The 19963-nt window shown below is 74.9% G+C and carries 22 protein-coding genes; 7 read left to right on the top strand and 15 right to left on the bottom strand.

The features are described from left to right. Positions 1–9 precede the first annotated feature (9 nt). From rpsI to PATMI_RS0124345, 10 genes are all read right to left on the bottom strand, one after another. Positions 10–411: a 30S ribosomal protein S9 gene (gene rpsI, locus PATMI_RS38440; protein WP_026912785.1), complete on the bottom strand. Its 402-nt coding sequence runs from the start codon at positions 409–411 to the stop codon at positions 10–12. Between the two features lie 368 nt (positions 412–779). Continuing rightward, the gene (rplM, locus tag PATMI_RS0124305; RefSeq protein ID WP_026912786.1) at positions 780–1217 is read right to left on the bottom strand and encodes a 50S ribosomal protein L13; all 438 of its coding nucleotides are present in this window, start codon (positions 1215–1217) and stop codon (positions 780–782) included. Positions 1218–1336: 119 nt separating this feature from the next. Then, positions 1337–1765, bottom strand: a complete 429-nt coding sequence (locus PATMI_RS0124310; protein WP_026912787.1) for a hypothetical protein — start codon at positions 1763–1765, stop codon at positions 1337–1339. A 116-nt stretch (positions 1766–1881) separates the two neighbouring features. Then, positions 1882–3546: a glutamine-hydrolyzing GMP synthase gene (gene guaA, locus PATMI_RS0124315; RefSeq protein ID WP_026912788.1), complete on the bottom strand. Its 1665-nt coding sequence runs from the start codon at positions 3544–3546 to the stop codon at positions 1882–1884. A gap of 4 nt (positions 3547–3550) precedes the next feature. Next, positions 3551–4699, bottom strand: coding sequence for a GuaB3 family IMP dehydrogenase-related protein (locus PATMI_RS0124320; RefSeq protein ID WP_026912789.1), 1149 nt, complete (start codon positions 4697–4699; stop codon positions 3551–3553). A gap of 186 nt (positions 4700–4885) precedes the next feature. After that, positions 4886–5854, bottom strand: coding sequence for a 1-phosphofructokinase family hexose kinase (locus tag PATMI_RS0124325; protein WP_026912790.1), 969 nt, complete (start codon positions 5852–5854; stop codon positions 4886–4888). Between the two features lie 30 nt (positions 5855–5884). Next, on the bottom strand, positions 5885–7114 hold the full coding sequence (locus PATMI_RS0124330; protein ID WP_026912791.1) for a D-alanyl-D-alanine carboxypeptidase family protein: 1230 nt from the start codon (positions 7112–7114) through the stop codon (positions 5885–5887). Continuing rightward, positions 7107–7403, bottom strand: coding sequence for a LysM peptidoglycan-binding domain-containing protein (locus PATMI_RS0124335; RefSeq protein ID WP_026912792.1), 297 nt, complete (start codon positions 7401–7403; stop codon positions 7107–7109). Before PATMI_RS0124335 ends, PATMI_RS0124330 begins: the two co-directional genes overlap by 8 nt. 51 nt (positions 7404–7454) lie before the next feature. Then, positions 7455–8390 carry an orotidine-5'-phosphate decarboxylase gene (gene pyrF, locus PATMI_RS33015; protein WP_084270222.1) on the bottom strand — a complete coding sequence of 312 codons (936 nt, stop codon included), beginning with the start codon at positions 8388–8390 and terminating at the stop codon, positions 7455–7457. Then, entirely contained in the window at positions 8387–8659 is a 273-nt protein-coding gene (locus tag PATMI_RS0124345; protein ID WP_022927671.1) for an HU family DNA-binding protein, read from the bottom strand. Before PATMI_RS0124345 ends, pyrF begins: the two co-directional genes overlap by 4 nt. A gap of 271 nt (positions 8660–8930) precedes the next feature. On the opposite strand from PATMI_RS0124345, the gene PATMI_RS37040 reads away from it, so the two are divergent. Beyond that, the gene (locus PATMI_RS37040; protein WP_157260959.1) at positions 8931–9080 is read left to right on the top strand and encodes a hypothetical protein; all 150 of its coding nucleotides are present in this window, start codon (positions 8931–8933) and stop codon (positions 9078–9080) included. Between the two features lie 31 nt (positions 9081–9111). On the opposite strand, the gene PATMI_RS0124355 is transcribed toward PATMI_RS37040, so the two are convergent. Both PATMI_RS0124355 and PATMI_RS33020 read right to left on the bottom strand, forming a co-directional pair. Beyond that, complete coding sequence (locus PATMI_RS0124355; protein ID WP_026912793.1) at positions 9112–9696, bottom strand: non-canonical purine NTP pyrophosphatase; 585 nt, start codon at positions 9694–9696, stop codon at positions 9112–9114. 57 nt (positions 9697–9753) lie between these two features. Beyond that, positions 9754–10041 carry a hypothetical protein gene (locus tag PATMI_RS33020; protein WP_036726370.1) on the bottom strand — a complete coding sequence of 96 codons (288 nt, stop codon included), beginning with the start codon at positions 10039–10041 and terminating at the stop codon, positions 9754–9756. A 219-nt stretch (positions 10042–10260) separates the two neighbouring features. On the opposite strand from PATMI_RS33020, the gene PATMI_RS0124365 reads away from it, so the two are divergent. Beyond that, positions 10261–10995, top strand: a complete 735-nt coding sequence (locus tag PATMI_RS0124365) for a zinc ribbon domain-containing protein (protein WP_026912794.1) — start codon at positions 10261–10263, stop codon at positions 10993–10995. Next, positions 10992–11426 (top strand): hypothetical protein, encoded by a 435-nt coding sequence (locus tag PATMI_RS0124370; RefSeq protein WP_026912795.1) that lies wholly within the window; start codon positions 10992–10994, stop codon positions 11424–11426. Before PATMI_RS0124365 ends, PATMI_RS0124370 begins: the two co-directional genes overlap by 4 nt. Positions 11427–11466: 40 nt before the next feature. On the opposite strand, the gene PATMI_RS0124375 is transcribed toward PATMI_RS0124370, so the two are convergent. Continuing rightward, positions 11467–12489 (bottom strand): histone deacetylase family protein, encoded by a 1023-nt coding sequence (locus PATMI_RS0124375; RefSeq protein WP_026912796.1) that lies wholly within the window; start codon positions 12487–12489, stop codon positions 11467–11469. A gap of 19 nt (positions 12490–12508) precedes the next feature. Between PATMI_RS0124375 and PATMI_RS0124380 the strand changes: the two genes are divergently transcribed. From PATMI_RS0124380 to PATMI_RS0124400, 4 genes are all read left to right on the top strand, one after another. Beyond that, positions 12509–13969, top strand: coding sequence for an L-aspartate oxidase (locus tag PATMI_RS0124380; protein WP_026912797.1), 1461 nt, complete (start codon positions 12509–12511; stop codon positions 13967–13969). Between the two features lie 211 nt (positions 13970–14180). Continuing rightward, entirely contained in the window at positions 14181–14630 is a 450-nt protein-coding gene (locus PATMI_RS0124385; RefSeq protein WP_026912798.1) for a hypothetical protein, read from the top strand. Between the two features lie 38 nt (positions 14631–14668). Then, a complete protein-coding gene (locus tag PATMI_RS33025; RefSeq protein ID WP_036726371.1) occupies positions 14669–18217 on the top strand; it encodes a hydantoinase B/oxoprolinase family protein in 3549 nt (1182 codons plus the stop codon). Between the two features lie 159 nt (positions 18218–18376). Next, positions 18377–19021, top strand: a complete 645-nt coding sequence (locus PATMI_RS0124400) for a DUF1802 family protein (RefSeq protein ID WP_026912799.1) — start codon at positions 18377–18379, stop codon at positions 19019–19021. A gap of 176 nt (positions 19022–19197) precedes the next feature. Here PATMI_RS0124400 and PATMI_RS0124405 read toward each other — a convergent pair whose 3' ends face one another. Both PATMI_RS0124405 and PATMI_RS38615 read right to left on the bottom strand, forming a co-directional pair. Further along, complete coding sequence (locus PATMI_RS0124405; protein WP_026912800.1) at positions 19198–19614, bottom strand: M67 family metallopeptidase; 417 nt, start codon at positions 19612–19614, stop codon at positions 19198–19200. A gap of 46 nt (positions 19615–19660) precedes the next feature. Continuing rightward, the gene (locus tag PATMI_RS38615; protein WP_026912801.1) at positions 19661–19963 is read right to left on the bottom strand and encodes a Sec-independent protein translocase subunit TatA/TatB; all 303 of its coding nucleotides are present in this window, start codon (positions 19961–19963) and stop codon (positions 19661–19663) included.

Genomic DNA, 19963 nt, shown 5'->3' on the forward strand with positions numbered 1-19963 from the left:
GGGTCTGGGCTAGCGCTTGGAGAACTGCGGGCGCTTGCGGGCCTTCTTGAGGCCGGCCTTCTTGCGCTCCTTGACGCGCGCGTCACGCGTCAGGAAGCCACGCTTCTTCAGTTCGCCACGCAGGTTCGGCTGCGCGACCAGCAGGGCGCGGGAGATGCCGTGGCGCAGCGCGCCGGCCTGGGCCGAGACGCCGCCGCCCTGGATGCTGGCCCGGACGTCGAGGTTGCTGTCCTGGCCGACGACCTCGAGGGCCTGGCGGATGTTGCGGCGCAGGGCCTCGCGCGGGAAGTACTCGTCGAGCTCCTTGCCGTTCACCGTGTAGGTGCCGGTGCCGGGCGAGAGGATGACGCGGGCGATCGCGGACTTGCGCTTGCCGGTGGCGGCGTAGCGCGCGCCCTCGGAGAGGTCGATCGAGACGTCGGCGATCGGCTCGTTGGCCGAGTCGTCGCTGTCGGCGTTCTCGCCACCCTCGGACTCGCCCTCGGCGTCGCCCTCGGTGTAGTAGCCGAACTCGTCGGGCTTGTCGCCCTGCGCGCCGGTGCCCTCGAACACGATGTCGACCTCGAGGTCGGCACCGGGGATGGCCGGCTTGACGCGCGGCTCGGCGGGGGCGTCGTCCTCGTCGTCCTCGGCGACGGCCTCCTCGGCGGGGGCCTCCTCCGCGACGGGCTGCTCGGGCGTCTCGGCGGCGGGCGTGGCCTCGGCCGCGTCGGCCTGCGGCGCGTCCTCGGAGACGGCGGGGGTCTCCTCGGGCGTCTCGTCGGGGGTGACGTCGTCAGTCATCGGGCGTTGATCTCCAGGGCCTGCGGCTTCTGGGCCACGTGCGGGTGCTCGGGGCCGGCGTAGACCTTGAGCTTGGTCAGCTGCTTCTTCGCGAGGCGGTTCTTGGGCAGCATGCCCTTGACGGCCTTGCGGATGATCTCCTCGGGCTGCTTCTCGAGCTGCTCCTCGAAGGTGCGCGTGTACAGACCGCCCGGGAAGCCCGAGTGGCGGTGGTACAGCTTGTCGGTGCGCTTCTTGCCCGTGACCGCGATCTTCTCCGCGTTGATCACGACGACGAAGTCGCCGGTGTCGACGTGCGGCGTGTACTCCGGCTTCTTCTTGCCGCGGAGCTGCTCGGCGATCTGGGTGGAGAGGCGCCCGAGCGTCTGGTTCGTGGCATCCACCACGTACCAGGAGCGTTCACGGGTCTCGGAGCTGGCGACGTACGTCTTCACAAGAATCTCGGCTGGCGCGGGCAGGGATGGACGCGCAGCGACGGGGGAGACTAGCGCAGGACCGGTGGACGACGCCGTCCGGTCCGGAGTCGGGCCCCGTCAGCGTCGCGGGCCGGGATTCATCCCAGCTCGCGGTCGCGCGCCCAGAGCAACAGGTTGACGGCTCCGAGCAGGAAGAGCAAGCCCGCCCACGTCCCGGGACGGTGCAGGGCGGGGACGTCGACGTCCTCCAGGAGCACCGCGGCGACGCAGGCCGCCGCGAGGAGCGTCGCCCCCGGGCCCCACGGGCGCGCCGTGAGGACGAGGGGCACCACGGCGACGAGCCCGATCGCCGCGCCGATCCCGGCCGCCGTCTCGGGCACGACGTCGACCCGCGGGGCGAGCCCGGGTGCCGCGAGGGCGCCGGCCCCCGCCCCGGCGACGACCAGGGCGGCGCCCCAGGGACCGTCCGCGAGCCCGCCGGCGAGGCCCACGAGGAGCAGCACGCCGGCGACCGCGACCGCGGTCCGGGCCAGGTCGAGCTCCCCGGCGGCGACGCCGGCCGCCACGAGGGCCGCACCGGCGAGGTAGACGAGGGCCCTCGGGCCCCGTGCCGGGGGCGTGCCGGGCGGGCGCGGAGACCGTGGGCCGCCGCGTCGACCGCCCCCGGATCCCGGGGCCCGGCCTACTCCCACTCGATCGTGCCGGGCGGCTTGCTCGTGATGTCGAGCACGACCCGGTTGACCTCGCGGACCTCGCCGACCATGCGGCCCGCGACGCGGTCCAGCAGGTCGTAGGGCAGGCGCGCCCAGTCCGCGGTCATCGCGTCGTCGGAGGTGACGGCACGGATGGCGACGACGTACCCGTAGGTGCGCTCGTCGCCCTGGACCCCGACGGTGCGGATGTCCGGCAGCACGCAGAAGCTCTGCCACAGGTCGCGGTAGAGGCCCGCGGCGCGGACCTCCTCCTGCAGGATCGCGTCGCACTCGCGCAGGGTGTCGAGCTTCGCCTGCGTGATCTCGCCGCCGACGATGCGGATGCCGAGGCCGGGACCGGGGAACGGCTGGCGCCAGACCATGCGCTCGGGGAGGCCGATCTCGTTGCCGACGGCGCGGACCTCGTCCTTGAAGAGCGCGCGCAGCGGCTCGACGAGCTCGAACGTCATGTCCTCGGGGAGGCCGCCGACGTTGTGGTGGCTCTTGATCGTCGCGGCACCCGTGCCGCCGCCCGACTCGATGACGTCGGAGTAGAGCGTGCCCTGCACGAGGAACTTCGCCCCGGTGTCGCCGCCGGCGGCGTCGACCTGGCCGTAGGTCTTGACCTCGGCGCCGTCGACCTCCGCCCCGGCGCCGACCGCGAGCTTCAGCGCCTCCTCCTCGAAGATGCGGATGAACTCGCCGCCGATCGCCTTGCGCTTGGCCTCGGGCTCGGTGATGCCCTTCAGGCGCTCGAGGAAGCGGTCCTTCGCGTCGACGACCACGAGCGGCACCTGGAAGTGCTCGCCGAACGTCTTCTCGACCTGCTCGGTCTCGTTCTTGCGCATCAGGCCGTGGTCGACGTAGACGCAGGTCAGCTGGTCGCCGACCGCCTGGTGGACGAGGAGCGCGGCGACGGAGCTGTCGACGCCGCCGGAGAGGCCGCAGATGACCTTGCCGTCGCCGACCTGCTCGCGGATCAGGCGGATCTGCTCCTCGGCGATGTTCGCCGCCGACCAGTCCAGCCGGCAGTGGCAGATGTCGCGCAGGAAGGTCTGGAGCGTCTGCTGCCCGTAGGGCGTGTGGACGACCTCGGGGTGGTACTGGATGCCGTACAGCCCGCGGTCCTTCGACTCGAAGGCGGCGACCGGCGACGACGTCGAGCTGGCGAGCGCGACGGCCCCCTCGGGCGGCGTGTAGACCGTGTCGCGGTGGCTCATCCACGCGGGCTGCTCGTCCGGCTGGTCCTTGAGCAGCGTGCCGTGCTCGGTCACCGTCAGCTGCGACCGGCCGTACTCGCCGACCTCGGCGGACTCGACGCGGCCGCCGAGTTCCTTGGCGAGGAGCTGCATGCCGTAACAGATGCCCAGCACCGGGACCCCGAGGTTCAGGAGCTCCGGGTCGAGCGGCGGGGCGTCCGGGGAGTACACGGACGCGGGGCCGCCGGAGAGGATGATCCCCTTCGGCTTCCGCCGCCGGACCTCCTCCGCGCCGACGTGGTGCGGGAGGAGCTCGGAGAACACGCCGCACTCGCGGACGCGCCGCGCGATCAGCTGGCTGTACTGCCCGCCGAAGTCGAGGACGACGACCTCGTCGACGTCCGCTCCGGTCGGTAGGGGGTTCTCGGGGGCGGGCGTGGCTGCGGAGTCGGTCACGGCGTCAGGCGGTCGGGAGGTTGGCGGCGGGGGCGATGGCGATCTCCGCGCGGTTGAACTCGGCGAGGTCGAGCGACCCGCACGTCGCCATCGAGCGCCTCAGGGCGCCGACGAGGTTGGTGGTGCCGCTGCCGTCGCGGCTCGGGCCGAGGAGGATCTCCTGCAGCGGCGCGGCCGTCCCGACGTGGACGCGGCCGCCGCGGGGCAGGTCGCGGTGCGCGGCCGCCGGGGTCCAGTGCCAGCCGCGGCCGGGGGCCTCCTCGGCGCGGGCGAGCGGGGCGCCGAGCATCACGGCGTCGGCGCCGCAGGCGATGGCCTTGGCGAGGTCGCCACCGGTGCGCATCCCGCCGTCGGCGATCACCTGGACGTACTCGCCGGTCTCCAGCACGTGGGTCGAACGGGCGCCCGCGACGTCGGCGATCGCCGTCGCCTGCGGGAGACCGACGCCGAGCACGCGGCGCACGGTCGAGCCCGCGCCGGCGCCGACGCCGACGAGGACGCCGGCCGCGCCGGTCCGCATGAGGTGCAGACCGGTGTGGTAGCTGGAGCAGCCGCCGACGACGACCGGCACGGGGACCTCGGCGATGAACTCCTTGAGGTTCAGGACCTCGGAGGTCGGTCCCCCGCGGGGGTCCTCCTTGGCGACGTGCTCGGCGGAGACGACGGTGCCGAGGATCGCGAGGACGTCGAGCCCGGCCTCGAGCGCGACCTCGTAGTGCTTGCGGACGCGCTGCGGCGTCAGCGATCCGGCGACGACGACGCCGGGCTCGGACTTGATCTCGCGGATGCGCTCCGTGATCAGGTCGGCGCGGACCGGGGCCGCGTGGAGCTCCCGCAGGCGGGCGAGGGCCTCGGCCTCCGGCAGGTCCGCGAGCTTCGCGAGCTGCTCGTCGGCGTCCTCGTAGCGGGTCCACACGCCCTCGAGGTCGAGGACGGCGAGGCCGCCCAGGCTGCCGATCGCGCGGGCGGTCGAGGGCGAGATCGAGGCGTCCATCGGGGACGCGACCAGCGGCAGCTCGAAGCGGTAGGGCCCGAGCTTCCAGGCGATGTCGACCTCGTCCGGGTTGCGCGTCCGTCGCGACGGCACGATCGTGATCTCGTCGAATCCGTACGCGCGGCGGGCCTTCTTGCCCCGGCCGATCTCGATCTCCATTCACAGAAGGATCGCGCAGCGGCCGGACGGGCGTCGGGCGGCCTCCGGGCGGCCCGAGCCGCGCCGCCCGTCCCGAGGGGAGCAGGCGCGTCGAGGTCGCTCGGCGTCGCGGGTGACCCGAGCCCTGACGGAGTCCGACGCGGTCCGGACCCGCGATGCTCGGGGCGGGGCCCGCACGGCATCCCCTCAGTCGTCGAGGGGGATGCGCTCGATCTCGACCTCGTGCACGAGCCGCTCGACCTGCCGGGGGTCCACGAGTCCGGCGCCGAGGCGCTGGGTGGCGTCGGCGCCGCAGGCGACGGCGTAGCGCAGCGCCTCGTCGTCGGTGCGGCCCTCGTAGCGCGCGGCGACCATGCCGGCGAGGAACGCGTCGCCGGAACCGATCCGGGCGACGGTCTCCCGGACGTCGATGCGCGCCCGGAGCAGGTGCAGGCCCACCGGCCCGCTGGCCCCGCCGTCGTGGCGCACGCCGGCGACGCAGCCGTCCTGCAGGGTCATCACGGCCTCGGTGACGCCGTGGTCGAGGAGCTCGCGGATCGCGAGCGCGCGGTCCGTGTCGTCGGCGAACTCGTGGCCGACGATCTCCTCGGCCTCGAGCTGGTTCGGGGTCAGTCCGTCGGGCTCGGCGCGCAGGACGTGGCGCAGCGGCTCGCCGTCGGTGTCGGCGTAGACCTTGACACCGAACTTGCGCAGCTCGCGGACGAGGTCGCCGTAGACGGTCTCCGGCACGTTGCGCGGGAGCGACCCGGCGAGCACGACGATGTCCGCGCCCCGGGCGAGGTAGAGCAGCTTGTCCTGGAACAGCTCGAGCTCGCGCTCGTCGACCCGGGGGCCCTTCTCGTTGACCTCGGTCTGCACGCCGGAGGTCGGGTCGAAGATCGCGGTGTTCGTGCGCGACTCGTCGGCGATGCGGACGAAGTCGTTGAGGATCGACTCGCGGGTGAGCTGCTCGACGATGCGGGTCCCCGTCGCGCCGCCGGCGAACCCGGTGGCGATCACCGGCTGCCCGAGCGTCTTCAGGGTGCGGGCGACGTTGACGCCCTTGCCGCCCGCGAGCGTGGTCTGCTCGACCGCGCGGTGGCGATGGCCGAGGCGGATGTTCGGCACGACCAGCGACCGGTCGATGGCCGCGTTCAGGGTGACGGTGATGATCATCGCTCGAGGCCACCCTACGCGGCCGACCGCTCAGCGGGCGCGACGCGAGCGGCGCACGAGCACCGCGAGGACCACGAGGCAGACGACGCCCAGGCCGATGAGGAACCGGACCCACCCGCGGGCGAGCCCGTCGTCCAGGCGCTCCCAGAACGTCGCGGCCTCCACCGGCGTCGCGGTGACGGCCGGGATCCGTGCGACGACCTTGCCGCGCTGGAGCACCTCGATCGTGCCGAGCCGCGCGCCGCGCCGGAGCGGGCCCTCGACGTCGCGCGGCAGCCCGATGACGCGGGTCTGGAGCTTCTCGCTGCGCTCGGCGGTCCGGGTGACCGTCGCCGCGGCGACGATGTCGACCTTCGTGTCGCGGTACCGGAGCGGCAGGCGCCCGACGACGGTCGACTTGCGGAGCGGCCGGACCCGCCGGTACTTCGAGGTCGCGTACCGGAGCAGCGCGATGCTGTCCGCGTCACGCGCGGCCTCCGACGGGTCGCCGAGCACGACGGAGATGACGGAGATCCCGCGCCGCCGGCCCGATCCGACGAGCGCGTAGCCCGCCGACCGGGTGTGCCCCGTCTTCACGCCGTCGACCCACGGGTACTCCTGGACCAGCGTGTTGCGGTTGACCACGGTGATCGCCGGTGACGCGGAGTCGAGCGTCATCGACCTGCGGTCCACGATGTCGCGGAACGCGGGGAAGCGCCGCAGGAGCAGCGTGAGCTTGACCAGGTCGGAGGCGCTCGCGTGATGGCCGGGGGCGTCGAGCCCGATCGGGTTGCGGAAGCGCGCGTCGAGCCCGATCTCGCGGGAGCGGTCGTTCATCATCCGGACGAACGCGGGGATCGAGCCCGCGACGCTCCTGGCGATCGCCGCGGCGGCGTCGTTGCCCGACGGCAGCAGCATGCCGCCGAGCAGGTCCTCCATCGTCATCCGGTCGCCGGCGTGGAGGTTCGCGAGGGACTCCCCCGCGCTCGCGGCGTACGCCGGGACGGTGAAGCGCTTCGACAGGTCCGGCTCGTGCTCCAGGGCGACGAGCGCCGTCATCAGCTTGGTCGTCGACGCGATGCCCCGCTGGACGTCCTCGCGGCGACCGAAGACGACGTCGCCGGTCGAAAGCTCGACCGCGATCGCCGACGGGGCCTGGATCCGGGGGGCGTCGTCGTCGGCGGCGCGCGCGACCCCCGGTGCGAGGAGCAGGAGGGCGCTGAGGGCGGCGAGGGCGAGGACGCGGGCCGTGTGGGCGGCCCGGCGGCGCTGGTCAGTCACGCAGGCGCAACCGCTGGCCGCGGTGGATCGCCTGCGGGTCGACGCGCGGGTTGAGCTCGATCAGCCGGTCGACCGTGATGCGGTACCGCTGTGCGACCGACGAGAGGCTGTCGCCCTGACGGACCGTGTAGGTGCGCCGCTTCGGCTGGGTGTCGCGCTGCTCCGTGACCTCGGCCGCCGGCCGTGCCGTCGGCTCCTGCGTGTGCGGTTGCACCACCAGCCACACCGCGACGACCACGGCGATCAGGACCAACGCGGGGAGGATCCGGAACTTGCTCCGCGGCGGCATCGCGGGAAGGATAGGCGGACGGCGTCAGCGACGGCGCCGCCGCAACGCGCGTCACAGCGCCTGGGCGAGCGCCCGCAGGTCCTCGGCGGCGCGGCGCGCGGCCGTCGCGGGATCCTCGTGCCCGTCCCCCGCCGCTCCGACGATCGAGCGGGACGCGGTCACCAGCGCGGCGCCGGGACCCGGTGCGAACGCTGGTGCGAGGTCCTCGACGCGGCCGCCCTGAGCGCCGACGCCGGGCAGCAGGAAGGGGGTCCGCGGCATCAGCTCCCGCAGGCGGAGCAGCCGGTCCGGCGCGGTGGCCCCGACGACGGCGCCGACGTCGGAGACCGGCGCCCCGGCGTCCGGGCCGTCGTCGCCGAGACCCGCCACGAGGCGTGCGGTCAGCGCCCAGACGGGCTCGCCGTCCGCGAGCTCGTGCTCCTGGAGGTCGGCGGCCCCGGGGTTCGACGTCCGGACGAGGACGTAGGCGCCGCCACCGAGCGGGCGGCCGGCGTCGAGGAACGGCCGGATGCTGTCCCGCCCCATGTACGGAGCGACCGTGACGGCGTCGGCGCCGACGCCGGGGACGTGGCCCCACGGCGTGTCGGTCCCGCCGAAGGACGCGGCGGCGTAGGACGCGGCGGAGACGTCGATGTCCCCGCGCTTGGCGTCGAGGAGGACGAGGAGGTCCAGCTGCCGGGCGTGCTCGGCGACGTCGCGCAGGGCGCGGGCACCCTCGGGACCGAGGCGCTCGAAGGAGGCGCTCTGGAGCTTCACCGCCACGCAGGCGGGGGCCGTCGCGTCGAGGACGCGGCGACAGTGGTCCGTCACGGCGGACGCTGCGGCGACCGAAGGGTCACCGCTCGGGACGGACTCCCCGCCGCGCCACAGACGGGCGGGGTCGGGGTCCAGTCCGACGGCGATCGCGCTCTCGCGACGCCGTACCGCGGACGCCAGCCGGCTCCCGAACCCGGGAACCGACCGGTCGTCGAGGACCTGGGTCCTCAGGCGACCGACTTCTTCAGCGCGGCGCCGGCGGAGAACTTCGGCAGCTTCTTCGCCGCGATGTCGATCTGCTGGCCGGTGGCCGGGTTGATGCCCTTGCGAGCGCTGCGCTCGGCGACCGAGAACTTGCCGAAGCCGGAGAACGTGACGTCGCTCCCGCGGGACAGCGCGTCGGTGATCGTGTCGAGCACCGCGTCGACTGCGGCCTGCGCGTCCTTCTTGCCGAGACCGGCCTTCTCGGCCACGTGGTCCACGAACTCTGCCTTGGTCATCTAACCGCTCCTCCTGTGGTGGGGCACGTTTCGGGTTGCGACGCTATCGCGTCTGCACGCCCCCCGCACGAGCGGGACGGCGGTCCGTCCGACGCCTGACGGCGAGGGGCGGACGGCGAGAGTGTGCCTTGAACACAGGACGGAACGTCGTCCGGCCCCCTGGCGGCGCCGCTCCCGGGGCCCCCCGGGAGCACCCGGGGAGGCCTCGCGGGACCGCCCGACGCGGACCCGGCGGACCGGCGCCGCCCGCCGGCGGGGACGAGGTGCTTGGATGTCGACCATGACCCTCGAGCGCGCCGCCTGGTCGATCGTCATCCTGGCGTGCCTGATCACCGCGATCGTGCTCGTCGTCCGGAACTTCCTCGGCTACGCGGCCGTCTCCGCCGCCGTCGGGATGGCCGCCGCGACGAACCTCCGCTGACGGGCCCTCGGCCCCGGCCCGTCCCGGGCGCTCAGGCCTGGCCGCGGAGGAGCTCCAGAAGTGCCCGGGCGGCGATCCCGCGGTGGGAGATCGAGGCCTTCTCGGCCGGCGTGAGCTCCGCCATCGTGCGGCCGCGGGCCACGTCGGCGTCGTCGGGCAGGAACACGGGGTCGTACCCGAAACCCCCGTCCCCACGGGGCTCCGCGGCCATCGTGCCGGTGCAGCGCCCCTCGACGACGTGCTCCGTCCGCGTCGCGGGGTCGACGTAGGCGATCGCGCAGACGTAGGCCAGTGCGGAGCCCACCGGGACCCGCTCCAGGAACAGCGCCAGGTTCTCCCCGTGGGTCGCGTCCTCGCCGGCGAACCGGGCCGAGCGCACGCCCGGAGCGCCGTCCAGGGCGTCGGCGACGATCCCGGAGTCGTCCCCGAACGACGTCCGGCCGGTGCCCGCCGCCGCGGCCCGCGCCTTGCCCAGCGCGTTCTCGGCGAACGTCGTCCCGGTCTCCGGCGGCAGGTCGACGTTGTCGGGCAGCGGGACGACCGTCCACGGCCGGAGCAGCTCGTCGAACTCCTCGGCCTTGTGCGGGTTGCGGGTCGCGAGCACGAGTCGGGGCACGTCGCCATCGTACGGCGACGTGCCCGGCCGACCGGGGTCCCGGGGACCCCGGTCCGCTCACTTCTTGCCGGTGGCGGTGATCGCGGACTTGACCTTCTCGACGACCGCCTGGGCGATGCCGCCGCCCTTGAGGCCGCCGGCCGCGACGACGACGCCGGCCATCACGGCGGCGATCAGCATCGCGAGCGCGACGTACTCGACGGTGCCCTGGCCGCGCTCCTCGTCGCGGAGCCGGATCAGGCGGTGGTGGGCGCGGGCGGCGAGGCCGAGCGACGCGGCCGGGACGACGGCGAGGGACGCGGACGGGACGGCCGCGGGGGCCGGGGACTGCTGGATGCGGGACACGGGAAGTGCTCCTCTGGGTGGTGGATCGGATGCGTCTCCATCGTGCGACCGGACCCCGTGACCGCTCCAGCCCGCAACAGTGCCCATCCCGTGCCGGAACCGCGCCCGGTCTCCACCCTCGCCGGGGGTCCGTGGGAGACCCGGCGGACCGCGTCCACCGCGCCGTTACACTCGCACCGCGGTCCGGCGAGACGAGAACCCCCGAGGGCCGCAAGACCCATGAGCGAGCTTCCCGACCGCACACCCGATCCCCGCGACCAGGACGGCCAGTCCGGCGAGGGGCCCGCGCAGCCGCCCACGGCGCTGCCGTCGTCCGAGCGCGAGCCCGAGGTCTCCTTCGGCTACGACGACGAGGAGCGCACGGCCGTCCACGAGACCGCCACGCCGCCCGCCGCGGACCCGGACATCACCGGCTTCACCCCCGCGCCCCGCGAGCGCACCGCCGTGCCCCCCGCCCCGGAGCAGCCGCCGATCCCGGACGTGGCACCCGCCGCCCAGGTCGCCGCGCAGGCCGTCCCCCGCAAGGTCAACGTGCGCAACCGGGGCCGCATGCGTCGGCGTCTCCGGTACCTGCGCCGGGTCCGCGAGCTCGGCTACCGCGACCTCGGGGGCCTCGTGTTCGAGCTCCGACGCGCCCGGGCCGACAACGAGGTCCTCGTCGGGGCGAAGGTCGACGCGCTGTGGTCGATCGACCAGGAGCTCCGCGCCCTCGAGCACGGGCTGCGGGACTTCCGCAACGTCGAGGAGCTCCACGAGCCCGGCGTCTCCGTCTGCCTCCGGTGCGGCGCGCTCCACGGCAGCGACGCGAACTTCTGCCCGCAGTGCGGGATCCGGGTCGACCAGCACACCGCGGCGCCCGGCCACGCCGAGCCCGCGACCGTGGTCACCGGTCCCGGCGACACGGGGTCGATCGCGGCGGGCCAGACGACCGGCACCGGACGCCGGCCGCGATGACCAGCGTCCCCCCGGCGCCCGTCGTCTGCCCGCGCTGCGGGAACACCGTCGAGGCCGAGCAGTCGTGGTGCCTGAGCTGCGGCGCCCCGGCCCGGACGCGGATGCGGCCGACGCCGAACTGGAAGCTCCCGGTCGCGACGATCGCCGCCGTGGTCCTCGTCGTCGCCGGCGGCACCCTCGGCGCGTTCGTGGCGCTGACCACGACGGACGACGACGCGCCCGCCGCGACGACGACCGCACCGCCCGCGCAGGTCGCGCCGCAGCCCGACGTCGTCGCGCCGGCGCCGACCACCTCCGCGTCGCCGACCACGGCCGCCCCCGGCACCCCGCCCGCGCAGACCGCCACGCCGCCGGCCGGGACCGCCGCGCCCCCGGCGACCACCGCGTCGCCCGCCGGCGGCGCCGGCACGACCCCCGCCGGACCGGGCTGACCGGCCGCCGGGCCGTCGCCGGACGCCGAGACCCGCGCCGTCAGTCGCCCTGCAGGACCGGCCAGCGCGCCGCGAAGTGCTCGCGAGCCCGCAGCACGACCGGGTCGGCGGACGGCGCGGACGGCGCGGGACCCGGCGCCGCCGACCACGTCTCGAGCGTCGCCGCGACGGACCGGGCGAGCGCGTCGACGTCGTAGCCGCCCTCCAGCACCATGCCGAGCGGCACGCCCAGCTCGTCGGCGAGCCGGTGCGCGGCCGCGGCGATCCGCGCGAAGCCCTCGTCGGTGACCTCGCAGCCCGCCAGCGGGTCGTCGGCGTGCGCGTCGTACCCGGCGGAGACGAGGACCAGCTGCGGCGCCCACGAACGCGCGATCGGCAGCACGACGTCCTCGGTGAGCCCGACCCACGTGTCGTCGCCCGTCCCGCCGGGGACCGGCAGGTTGACCGTCAGGCCCTCCCCCGCGCCGTGCCCGACCTCCGTCGGCCGGCCGGTGCCCGGGTACAGCGGGAACTCGTGGATCGACGCGAACAGCACGTCGCCGGCGCCGGCGAAGATCTCGGCGGTCCCGTTGCCGTGGTGGACGTCCCAGTCGAACACGAGCACCCGCTCGAGCCCGTGGACGCCCGTCGCGTGGCGCGCGGCGATCGCGACGGAGTTGAAGAGGCAGAAGCCCATCGGCTCGGCGGTCTCGCAGTGGTGACCCGGCGGGCGGTGCAGGGACACCGCGCGGGTCGCGCCGCCCGCCAGCAGGCGGTCGACCATCGCCACCGCGCCCCCCGCCGCGTGCAGCGCGGCCTCCCACGAGCCCGCGGAGACGATGGTGTCCGCGTCGATGCGCCCGCCGCCCGCCGCGGAGAGCGCGCGGATCCGCTCGACGTGCGGTCGAGGGTGGACCGCGAGGAGCTGCTCGACGGTCGCCTCGGGCGAGTCCTCCGGGGAGAAGCCGCACCAGTCGCGGGCGGCGAGCTCGCGCTCGACGGCGACGATCCGTCCCGCGCGCTCCGGGTGCGAGCCCGTGTCGTGGCGGAGCGAGGACTCGTGACGGAAGAGGGGGCGGGCCACGACGGATACGGTACCCGCCATGTCCGCCGCCGCCGACGCGACCACCGACGTCCTGGTCGTGGGAGCCGGGGCGGCCGGGCTCTACGCGGCGCTCTGCGCCGCGCGCGACGGGGCGCAGGTGGCCGTGGTGTCGGCGACGCCGCTGGCGGAGACCGCCTCCTACTGGGCCCAGGGCGGCGTCGCCGCGGCGCTCGCGGTCGACGACTCCCCCGCCGCGCACCTCGCCGACACGGAGCGCGCCGGCCGGGCGCTGGTGCGGCGCTCCGCCGCGGACGCGCTCTGCCGCGAGGCCCCCGACGCCGTGCACGACCTGGAGTCGCTCGGCGTGCGGTTCGACGCCGACCGCCACGGCCGGCGGGTGCTCGGGCTCGAGGGCGGCCACACGCACCGACGGGTCGTGCACGCCGGCGGCAGCGCGACGGGGCGCCGGCTCGTGCGCCAGCTCTCCGCGCGACTCGTCGCCCATCCCGCGGTGACCGTCTACGAGCACACGCGGGCGTCGGCGGTCTGGACGTCGGAGGGCCGGGCCGTCGGCGTGGTCCTGGACGACGCCCGCGCGATCGTCGCCCGGGCGACGATCCTGGCCTGCGGCGGGTCGGCGGCGCTCTGGAGCCGCACGACGAACCCTCCCGGCTCGGTCGGCGTCGGCGCCCAGCTGGCGTTCGCCGCCGGCGCCGAGCTGGCGGATCTCGAGTTCGTGCAGTTCCACCCGACGGCGGTGGCGGGGATCCCGGGGCGCGAGGGCTTCCTCGTGACGGAGGCGATCCGCGGCGAGGGCGCCACGCTCCTCGACGGTTCCGGGGAGCGGTTCGTCGAGGAGCTCGCACCCCGGGACGAGGTCGCGCAGGCCGTCTGGCGCACCATGCTCGCCGAGGGCAGCCGCTCGGTGATGCTCGACATGCGCCGGGTGGACCCCGGGGCCTTCCCGAACGTCGTCGGGGCGCTTCGGGAGTCCGGACTGGACCCCGTGACGGAGCTCGTCCCCGTCTCGCCGGCGTGCCACTACACGATGGGCGGCGTCGCCTGCGACCTCGACGGCCGCACGCGGGTGCCGGGCCTCCACGTGATCGGCGAGACCGCCTGCACCGGTCTCCACGGTGCCAACCGGCTGGCCTCCAACTCGCTCGCGGAGTGCATCGTCTACGGCGGCAGGTCCGCGCGTGCGGCCCTCGACGCCCCCGCGCTCCCGGACGCGTTCGACGCGCCGCCCGCGGGGCCCGCCGTCCACGCCCCGTCCCGGGAGACGCGGGAGGCCCTGTGGCGCCACGCGGGGATCGAGCGCGACGCGGACGGGCTCCGCACGCTGCTCGACGACCCGCATCCCCTCGCGCGGGCCATCGGCGCGGCCGCCCTGGCGCGCGAGGAGAGCCGCGGCGCGCACCGCCGGTTGGACCACCCGGCCCAGGACCCCGCGCTCGACCTCGTCCACACAGTGGTCGAACCGACCGGCGACGCGACGCGTCGCGAGCGCTGGGACTGACCGGGGTCCATCGGTCCCGGGCCGCCGCCGAGCCTCGCCGGACCGGGGCCGCGTCGGTCGAACGACCGTCCGGCGTTAAACCGCAGATAACGGCCGAATCAATAAATTCGCCTTTATCAGTTGCGGCGACCCGAAGCGCCGTTTCTTCATCGAAACCCAACATTCGGGGTGTTTCAAGGTGTGGACGGTCCCGACCCACCGTCCCTCTCCCATGTACCACCTCTCCAGGACCCTCTTCCGCGACGTCACCCGCAACCTGCCCGGCGGCGGCTCCCGCACGACCCAGGAGCGTGTGCTCCGGGCCTGCGAGACCACGATCGAGCGGCTCGTGACCGATCCGCACTACTTCGCGCACCCGGCGAAGAGCCTGTTCAACGAGATCAGGTTCCTCTTCCCGATGGCCGCCCAGGCCCAGGTGTGGCGCACCGTCGACCTCTACGTCGGCACGGTCGCCGAGGAGCTCCGGCGGCGGCCGGACCTCGGGCACGACCTGACCGGCACGAAGCCGACGTGCCAGGCGACGACGCGGCGCGGCCAGCCGTGCCAGCGCGACCCGCTGCACGGGTCCCGCTACTGCCCGTCGCACCAGCACCTCAGCGAGACCGAGGAGCCGATGGAGGAGTTCCGGGAGCGCGGGCCACTCGAGGCCGTCGCGGCCTGACCGCGGCCACCCGCGGCCACGCGGGTAGCCTCGGGCGGATGCTCCTGGGGGTCGACGTCGGCGGAACGTTCACGGATGCGGCCCTCGTGGCCGGAGGTCGCGTCCACACCGCCAAGACCCCGACGACCCCGGACGACCAGTCCCGCGGTGTGCTCGCCGCGATCGAGGCCGTCCTCGCTGACGCGGACGCCGACCCGTCGGAGGTCGAGGGTCTGCGCCACGGCATGACGGTCGCCACCAACGCGCTCCTGGAGGGGCGGGTGGCCACGACCGTCCTCTGTGCGACCGAGGGGTTCGTCGACGTCGTCGAGCTCGGGCGCCAGGACCGGCCGCACCTGTACGACCTGGCACGGGCGCGGGTCGCACCGCTGGTCCCCGCGGAGCGCCGGGTCGCCGTCCCCGAGCGCTGTGGCCCCGACGGCGCCGAGCGGCCCCTCACGGCGCAGGACGCCCGTCGCGTGGCCGGTGAGGTCGCCGCGATGGAGCCCGAGGCGGTGGCGGTCGTCCTCCTGCACGCCGACCGCCACCGGGAGCACGAGCGGCTGCTCGGCCGCGCCCTGCGCGACGCCCTGGGGGACGACGTCCACGTGTCGCTCTCGCACGAGGCGGTCGGGACGTTCCGCGAGTACGAGCGCGCCGCCACGACCGAGGTCGACGCCGCCGTGTCGCCCCTCGTCGGGCGCTACCTCCGCCGGCTCGCGGAACGCTGCACGAGCGCCGGCCTGCCCCGCCCCCGGATCCTCCAGTCGTCGGGCGGCGTCTGCGACCTCGAGGACGCCGCGGCGCGCGGTGCCACGACGGTGCTCTCCGGCCCGGCCGGGGGCGCCGCCGCGGCGGCGATCGTCTCCCGCACGACCGGCGAGCCGGACCTCCTCTGCTTCGACATGGGCGGCACCTCCTGCGACGTGCTCGTCGTGTCCGGCGGCCGGGTCCGCGAGACCGGCGGCGGCGCGATCGCCGGACGCCCGATCGCGCTGCCGACCGTGGACATCCACACCGTCGGGGCGGGCGGGGGATCGATCGCCTGGGCCGACGCCGGGGGCGCCCTGCGCGTCGGTCCCCGCTCGGCGGGCGCCGTGCCGGGCCCGGCGGCCTACGGCGGCGGGGGCACCGAGCCGACCGTCACCGACGCCCACGTGGTGCTCGGCACCCTCGATCCCGCCGAGCCGCTGGCGGGCGACGTGACGCTCGACGTCGACGCCGCCCGCGACGCCGTCGGCGGGCTCGCCGAGCGGACCGGGCTGTCCCTCGACGCCTGTGCCCGGGGGATCCTGCGCGTCGCGGACGCCGAGATGGCTCGCGCCCTGCGGGTGATGACCGTGGAGCGCGGCGTCGACCCGCGGGGCTTCGCGCTCCTGGCCTACGGCGGCGCGGGCGGGCTGCACGCCGCGGGCCTCGCGGCCCGCCTGGGGATCGGCCGCGTGCTCGTCCCGCGGGCGGGGGGCGTGCTCTCGGCGCTCGGCCTCGCCGCGGCCGAGGACCGCGCGGACGCCGCCCGGACGGTCCTGCTCCGCGGCGACGCGATCACCGCCGAGGTGCTGGCGGGCGACGACGCGACCGACGGCTCCGGCTCGGAGGAGCGCGTCGAGCGGGCCTACGACGTCCGGTACGCCGGTCAGGCGTTCGAACTGACCGTCCGGGACGTCGCGCCGGACCCGGCGGCCCTGCGCACCGCCTTCGACGCCGCGCACCTCGAGCGCTACGGCTTCGCCAACGAGGACGCCGAGCTCGAGCTCGTGACGGTCCGCGAGACGCGCCGGACCCCGGCGCCGGACGTCGCCCTCGGCGAGGACGCGGACGACGGGGACGGCGGGCGGACCGGCGGACCGGGCGTCGTCCGCCTCGCGGGCGCCACCGTCGTCGTCCCCCGCGGCTGGACGTCGTGGACCGACGAGCACGGCACGCTCCACGTCGAGGCGGACGACGACGTCCCCGCGCCCGCCCCGTGGGAGGCCGACGGCTCGGCGGAGCAGGACGGCGGCCCCCGGGACGGCGACGGCGACCCCGCCGCCCTCGACGCCGTCGACCTCCAGGTCCTCGTCGGTGGCCTGCGTGCCGCGTGCGACGAGATGGGCGCCGTCCTCGTCCGCAGCGCGCACTCCCCGAACATCACAGAGCGCCGCGACTGCTCGACGGCGCTGTTCGGGGCAAGCGGCGAGATGATCGCGCAGGCCGAGCACATCCCCGTCCACCTGGGCGCGATGCCGGCGTCGGTCGCCGCCGTCCGGGACGAGGACCACGAGCCGGGCGTCTCGTGGATCCTCAACGACCCGTACGCGGGCGGGTCGCACCTGCCGGACATCACCGTCGTGACCCCGGTGTTCGTGAAGGGGGACGGTCGGGCGCCGCACCTGATCGGCTTCTCCGCCGCCCGCGCCCACCACGCGGACGTCGGGGGCCGCACCCCGGGCTCGATGCCCGCCGACTCCACGACGCTGGACGAGGAGGGCGTCGTGATCGCCCCCCGCCCGCTCACCCCCGGGCTGGTGGACGAGCTGGCCGCGCAGATGCGGCACCCGGAGCAGCGCCGGGCAGACCTCCGGGCGCAGGTGGCGGCCTGCGAGGCCGGTGCGGCACGGCTCGCCGACCTCGCGGCGGCCCGCGGCGCCGACGCCCTCCAGTCCGCGCTCGAGGAGGTCCTCGCGTACGGGGAGCGCCGGATGGTCGCCGCGATCGGGTCGCTCCCCCGCGGGGAGCACCGGTTCGAGGACCTGCTCGAGGGCCGCGACGGGCCGATCCCGCTCCGGGCCGTCGTGGAGGTCCAGGACGACGCCGTCGTCGTCGACCTCCGGGACGCCCCCGACCAGGGCGCCCACAACCTCAACTGCCCGCGCGCCGTCACGGAGTCGGCGTGCCTCTTCGCGGTGCGCGCGGCGGTCGCGGACGCCGAGCTGCCCACCGACGATGGCACCAGGCGACGGATCCGGGTGCTGACGCGGCCCGGCTCGATCCTCGACGCGCGGCCCCGTGAGGACGGGACCCGTCCGGCGGTCGTCGCGGGCAACGTCGAGACGAGCTCGCGGGTCGCCGATCTCGTCCTCGGGGCGCTCGGGCGGGCGCTCGGCCAGGGCACGATGAACAACGTCACGCTCGGCGACGAGGGCCGGACGATGTACGAGACGATCGCCGGCGGCCAGGGCGCCCTGCCGGACGCCGACGGTCCGACGGCGGTCCACGTCGCGATGTCGAACACCCGGAACACGCCGGTCGAGGCCCTGGAGATCGCCTTCCCGGTGCGCCTGGACCGCTACGCCGTGCGCCGGGGCAGCGGCGGCGACGGCACGTTCCGTGGCGGCGACGGCGTCGTCCGCGCGATCCGGGCGCTCGAGCCGTTGGAGTTCCAGGTCCTCGGCGAGCGTCGGACCGTCGGCGCCCGCGGAGCCGCGGGCGGCCTCGACGGCATGCCCGGCGTCCACTCGCTGGACGGGGACGTCCTCCCGCCGAAGGCCGGCGGCCGCATGAAGGCCGGTCAGGTGCTGCTGATCGAGACCCCCGGAGGCGGCGGATACGGACCTCCGCCGGGGTCGCCGGACCCCGGTGCCGACGCGTCCTCCGACGTTCCCGGCCGACCGCGGGGCGGCTCCTAGCAGGATTGCTCGAGATCCGTGCGCTGCCGCACGGATTTGGTCGAATCGCTTGGTTTTTGCAGCGGTGTCTGCAACGATGGCTTCTCCGGCCTGGAGCGATCTCCGCATGTTGTTGCGGCTGCGCCCAGGTTCGTTTCATCTCCAACAGTTGGTTCCGCCATGCCGATTGCTTTCAAGGAATGGGCGGTCACGGTCCGTGCCCTCGCCGAGGGTGAGCAGCTGCTCACGCTCCGGAAGGGTGGTGTCCGGGAAGAGCACAAGCACTTCCGGCTCGACCACGATCGTTTCTTCCTCTACCCCACCTTCGATCACCAGCGCAACGACGTCATCCGGGAGTCCCATCTCCCTGAGCTGCGTCGTGCCCTCGAGGAGGGCGTGTGGCCTGACGGCGACCCGCCCCCGACCGCGCTGACGGAGGACGGCGGCATCCCGCAGCCGGAGCGCGTGCGCATCCGTGCCTGGGCCGAGGCCGTGGCGCACTACACCGTGACGGACGCGCGCGTCGTCGAGGCGCTCTCCCCGTACTACGTGTGGACCCCCGACTACGCCGAGAAGCGGCTGAAGTGGAAGCACCGCCACCCGCTGCACGTCGTGCTGCTGCGCGCCTACCGGATCCCGCGTCCGGTGACCGTCCGCGTGCGCGACGACTTCGGCGGATGCCGTTCGTGGCTCGAGATCCAGCGCGACCTGCCGTTCGAGGGCACCCCGGTGCTCTCCGACGACGAGTTCACCCGCGCGACGGACCAGATCGAGTCGATCCTGGACGGTGCCGCCGAGCGCGCCGACCTGCCCGAGCTGGTCTGAGCATCGCCGCCCGCCGCGCCTCCGGGCACGGCGGGCACCGCAGGACGACGAAGGGCCGCCCATGGCGGCCCTTCGTCGTTCCCGGGCTCCCGTGGGGCTCCGACCCGCGACCCGGCTGCCGGCCGCCCGGGGTGGCATACGGGGACGCACGCCCGCGTCGGGCGGGCGACGGGTCCTCAGTCGACGACGGTGACCGGAACCTCGGTCACCCCGCCGTCCTCGGCGATCAGGTAGCTGCGGATCTCGGGCTCCTCGCCCTTGGTCCCGATGATGAGCCACTCCACGCCGGGGAGCCGCTGGGGATCCCGGCCGAAGTTGATGTCCGTCTGCGACGGGTAGGGCTTCGAGCGCGTGTGCGAGTGGTACAGCACGCCGGCATCGGCCTCCTCGTCGTCGATCGCCATCATCGCCCGGGGGTACGACGACCCGCCGAGCTCGAAGCCGAAGACCTTCGGGCCCTGGAGCACGTTCTCGAGTTCGTGGACGCTGACGACGTCGCCGTCCTTGACCCCGAGGAGGCCACAGCACTCGTCCGGGGCGTCGCGCAGCGCGTGCGCCACGACCTGATCCAGGAGCTCCTGCGAGATCCTCATCGGTCCGTCCGGTCGCGATGTGCGCCCTGCGGCGCGACGTGCGCCGTCACGACTTGTTCGCGCCGAAGGCGTCCTGCGCCTCGCGGTCGCCGTCGGACGACGGCGCGGAAGGCTCGTCCTCGGGGTCGGGCGTCTTCGCGGCCTCGACGGGCGCCGGACGGCGGCGCGGGGCCGCGGGACGGTCGTCCTCGTCGTCCTCGTCGAACGGGTTCGCGTTCGCGAGGCTGTCCTTGAACTCCCGCATCCCCTTGCCGAGCGACTTGCCGACCTCGGGGAGCTTCTTCGGTCCGAGCACGAGGAGCGCGATCACGAGGATCACGATCAGCTCGGGTGCGCCGATTCCGGGCAT

The organism is Patulibacter minatonensis DSM 18081 (assembly GCF_000519325.1).
GTDB classification, from domain to species: domain Bacteria; phylum Actinomycetota; class Thermoleophilia; order Solirubrobacterales; family Solirubrobacteraceae; genus Patulibacter; species Patulibacter minatonensis.

Coding starts and splice junctions, on each gene's coding strand:
- PATMI_RS0124400 (WP_026912799.1), top strand. CDS start 18,377: ATGCCGATTGCTTTCAAGGAATGGGCGGTCACGGTCCGTGCCCTCGCC.
- PATMI_RS38615 (WP_026912801.1), bottom strand. CDS start 19,963: ATGCCCGGAATCGGCGCACCCGAGCTGATCGTGATCCTCGTGATCGCG.
- PATMI_RS37040 (WP_157260959.1), top strand. CDS start 8,931: ATGTCGACCATGACCCTCGAGCGCGCCGCCTGGTCGATCGTCATCCTG.
- PATMI_RS0124345 (WP_022927671.1), bottom strand. CDS start 8,659: ATGACCAAGGCAGAGTTCGTGGACCACGTGGCCGAGAAGGCCGGTCTC.
- PATMI_RS0124365 (WP_026912794.1), top strand. CDS start 10,261: ATGAGCGAGCTTCCCGACCGCACACCCGATCCCCGCGACCAGGACGGC.
- PATMI_RS0124325 (WP_026912790.1), bottom strand. CDS start 5,854: ATGATCATCACCGTCACCCTGAACGCGGCCATCGACCGGTCGCTGGTC.
- PATMI_RS0124370 (WP_026912795.1), top strand. CDS start 10,992: ATGACCAGCGTCCCCCCGGCGCCCGTCGTCTGCCCGCGCTGCGGGAAC.
- PATMI_RS0124405 (WP_026912800.1), bottom strand. CDS start 19,614: ATGAGGATCTCGCAGGAGCTCCTGGATCAGGTCGTGGCGCACGCGCTG.
- PATMI_RS0124380 (WP_026912797.1), top strand. CDS start 12,509: ATGTCCGCCGCCGCCGACGCGACCACCGACGTCCTGGTCGTGGGAGCC.
- PATMI_RS33025 (WP_036726371.1), top strand. CDS start 14,669: ATGCTCCTGGGGGTCGACGTCGGCGGAACGTTCACGGATGCGGCCCTC.
- PATMI_RS0124335 (WP_026912792.1), bottom strand. CDS start 7,403: ATGCCGCCGCGGAGCAAGTTCCGGATCCTCCCCGCGTTGGTCCTGATC.
- PATMI_RS0124320 (WP_026912789.1), bottom strand. CDS start 4,699: ATGGAGATCGAGATCGGCCGGGGCAAGAAGGCCCGCCGCGCGTACGGA.
- PATMI_RS0124385 (WP_026912798.1), top strand. CDS start 14,181: ATGTACCACCTCTCCAGGACCCTCTTCCGCGACGTCACCCGCAACCTG.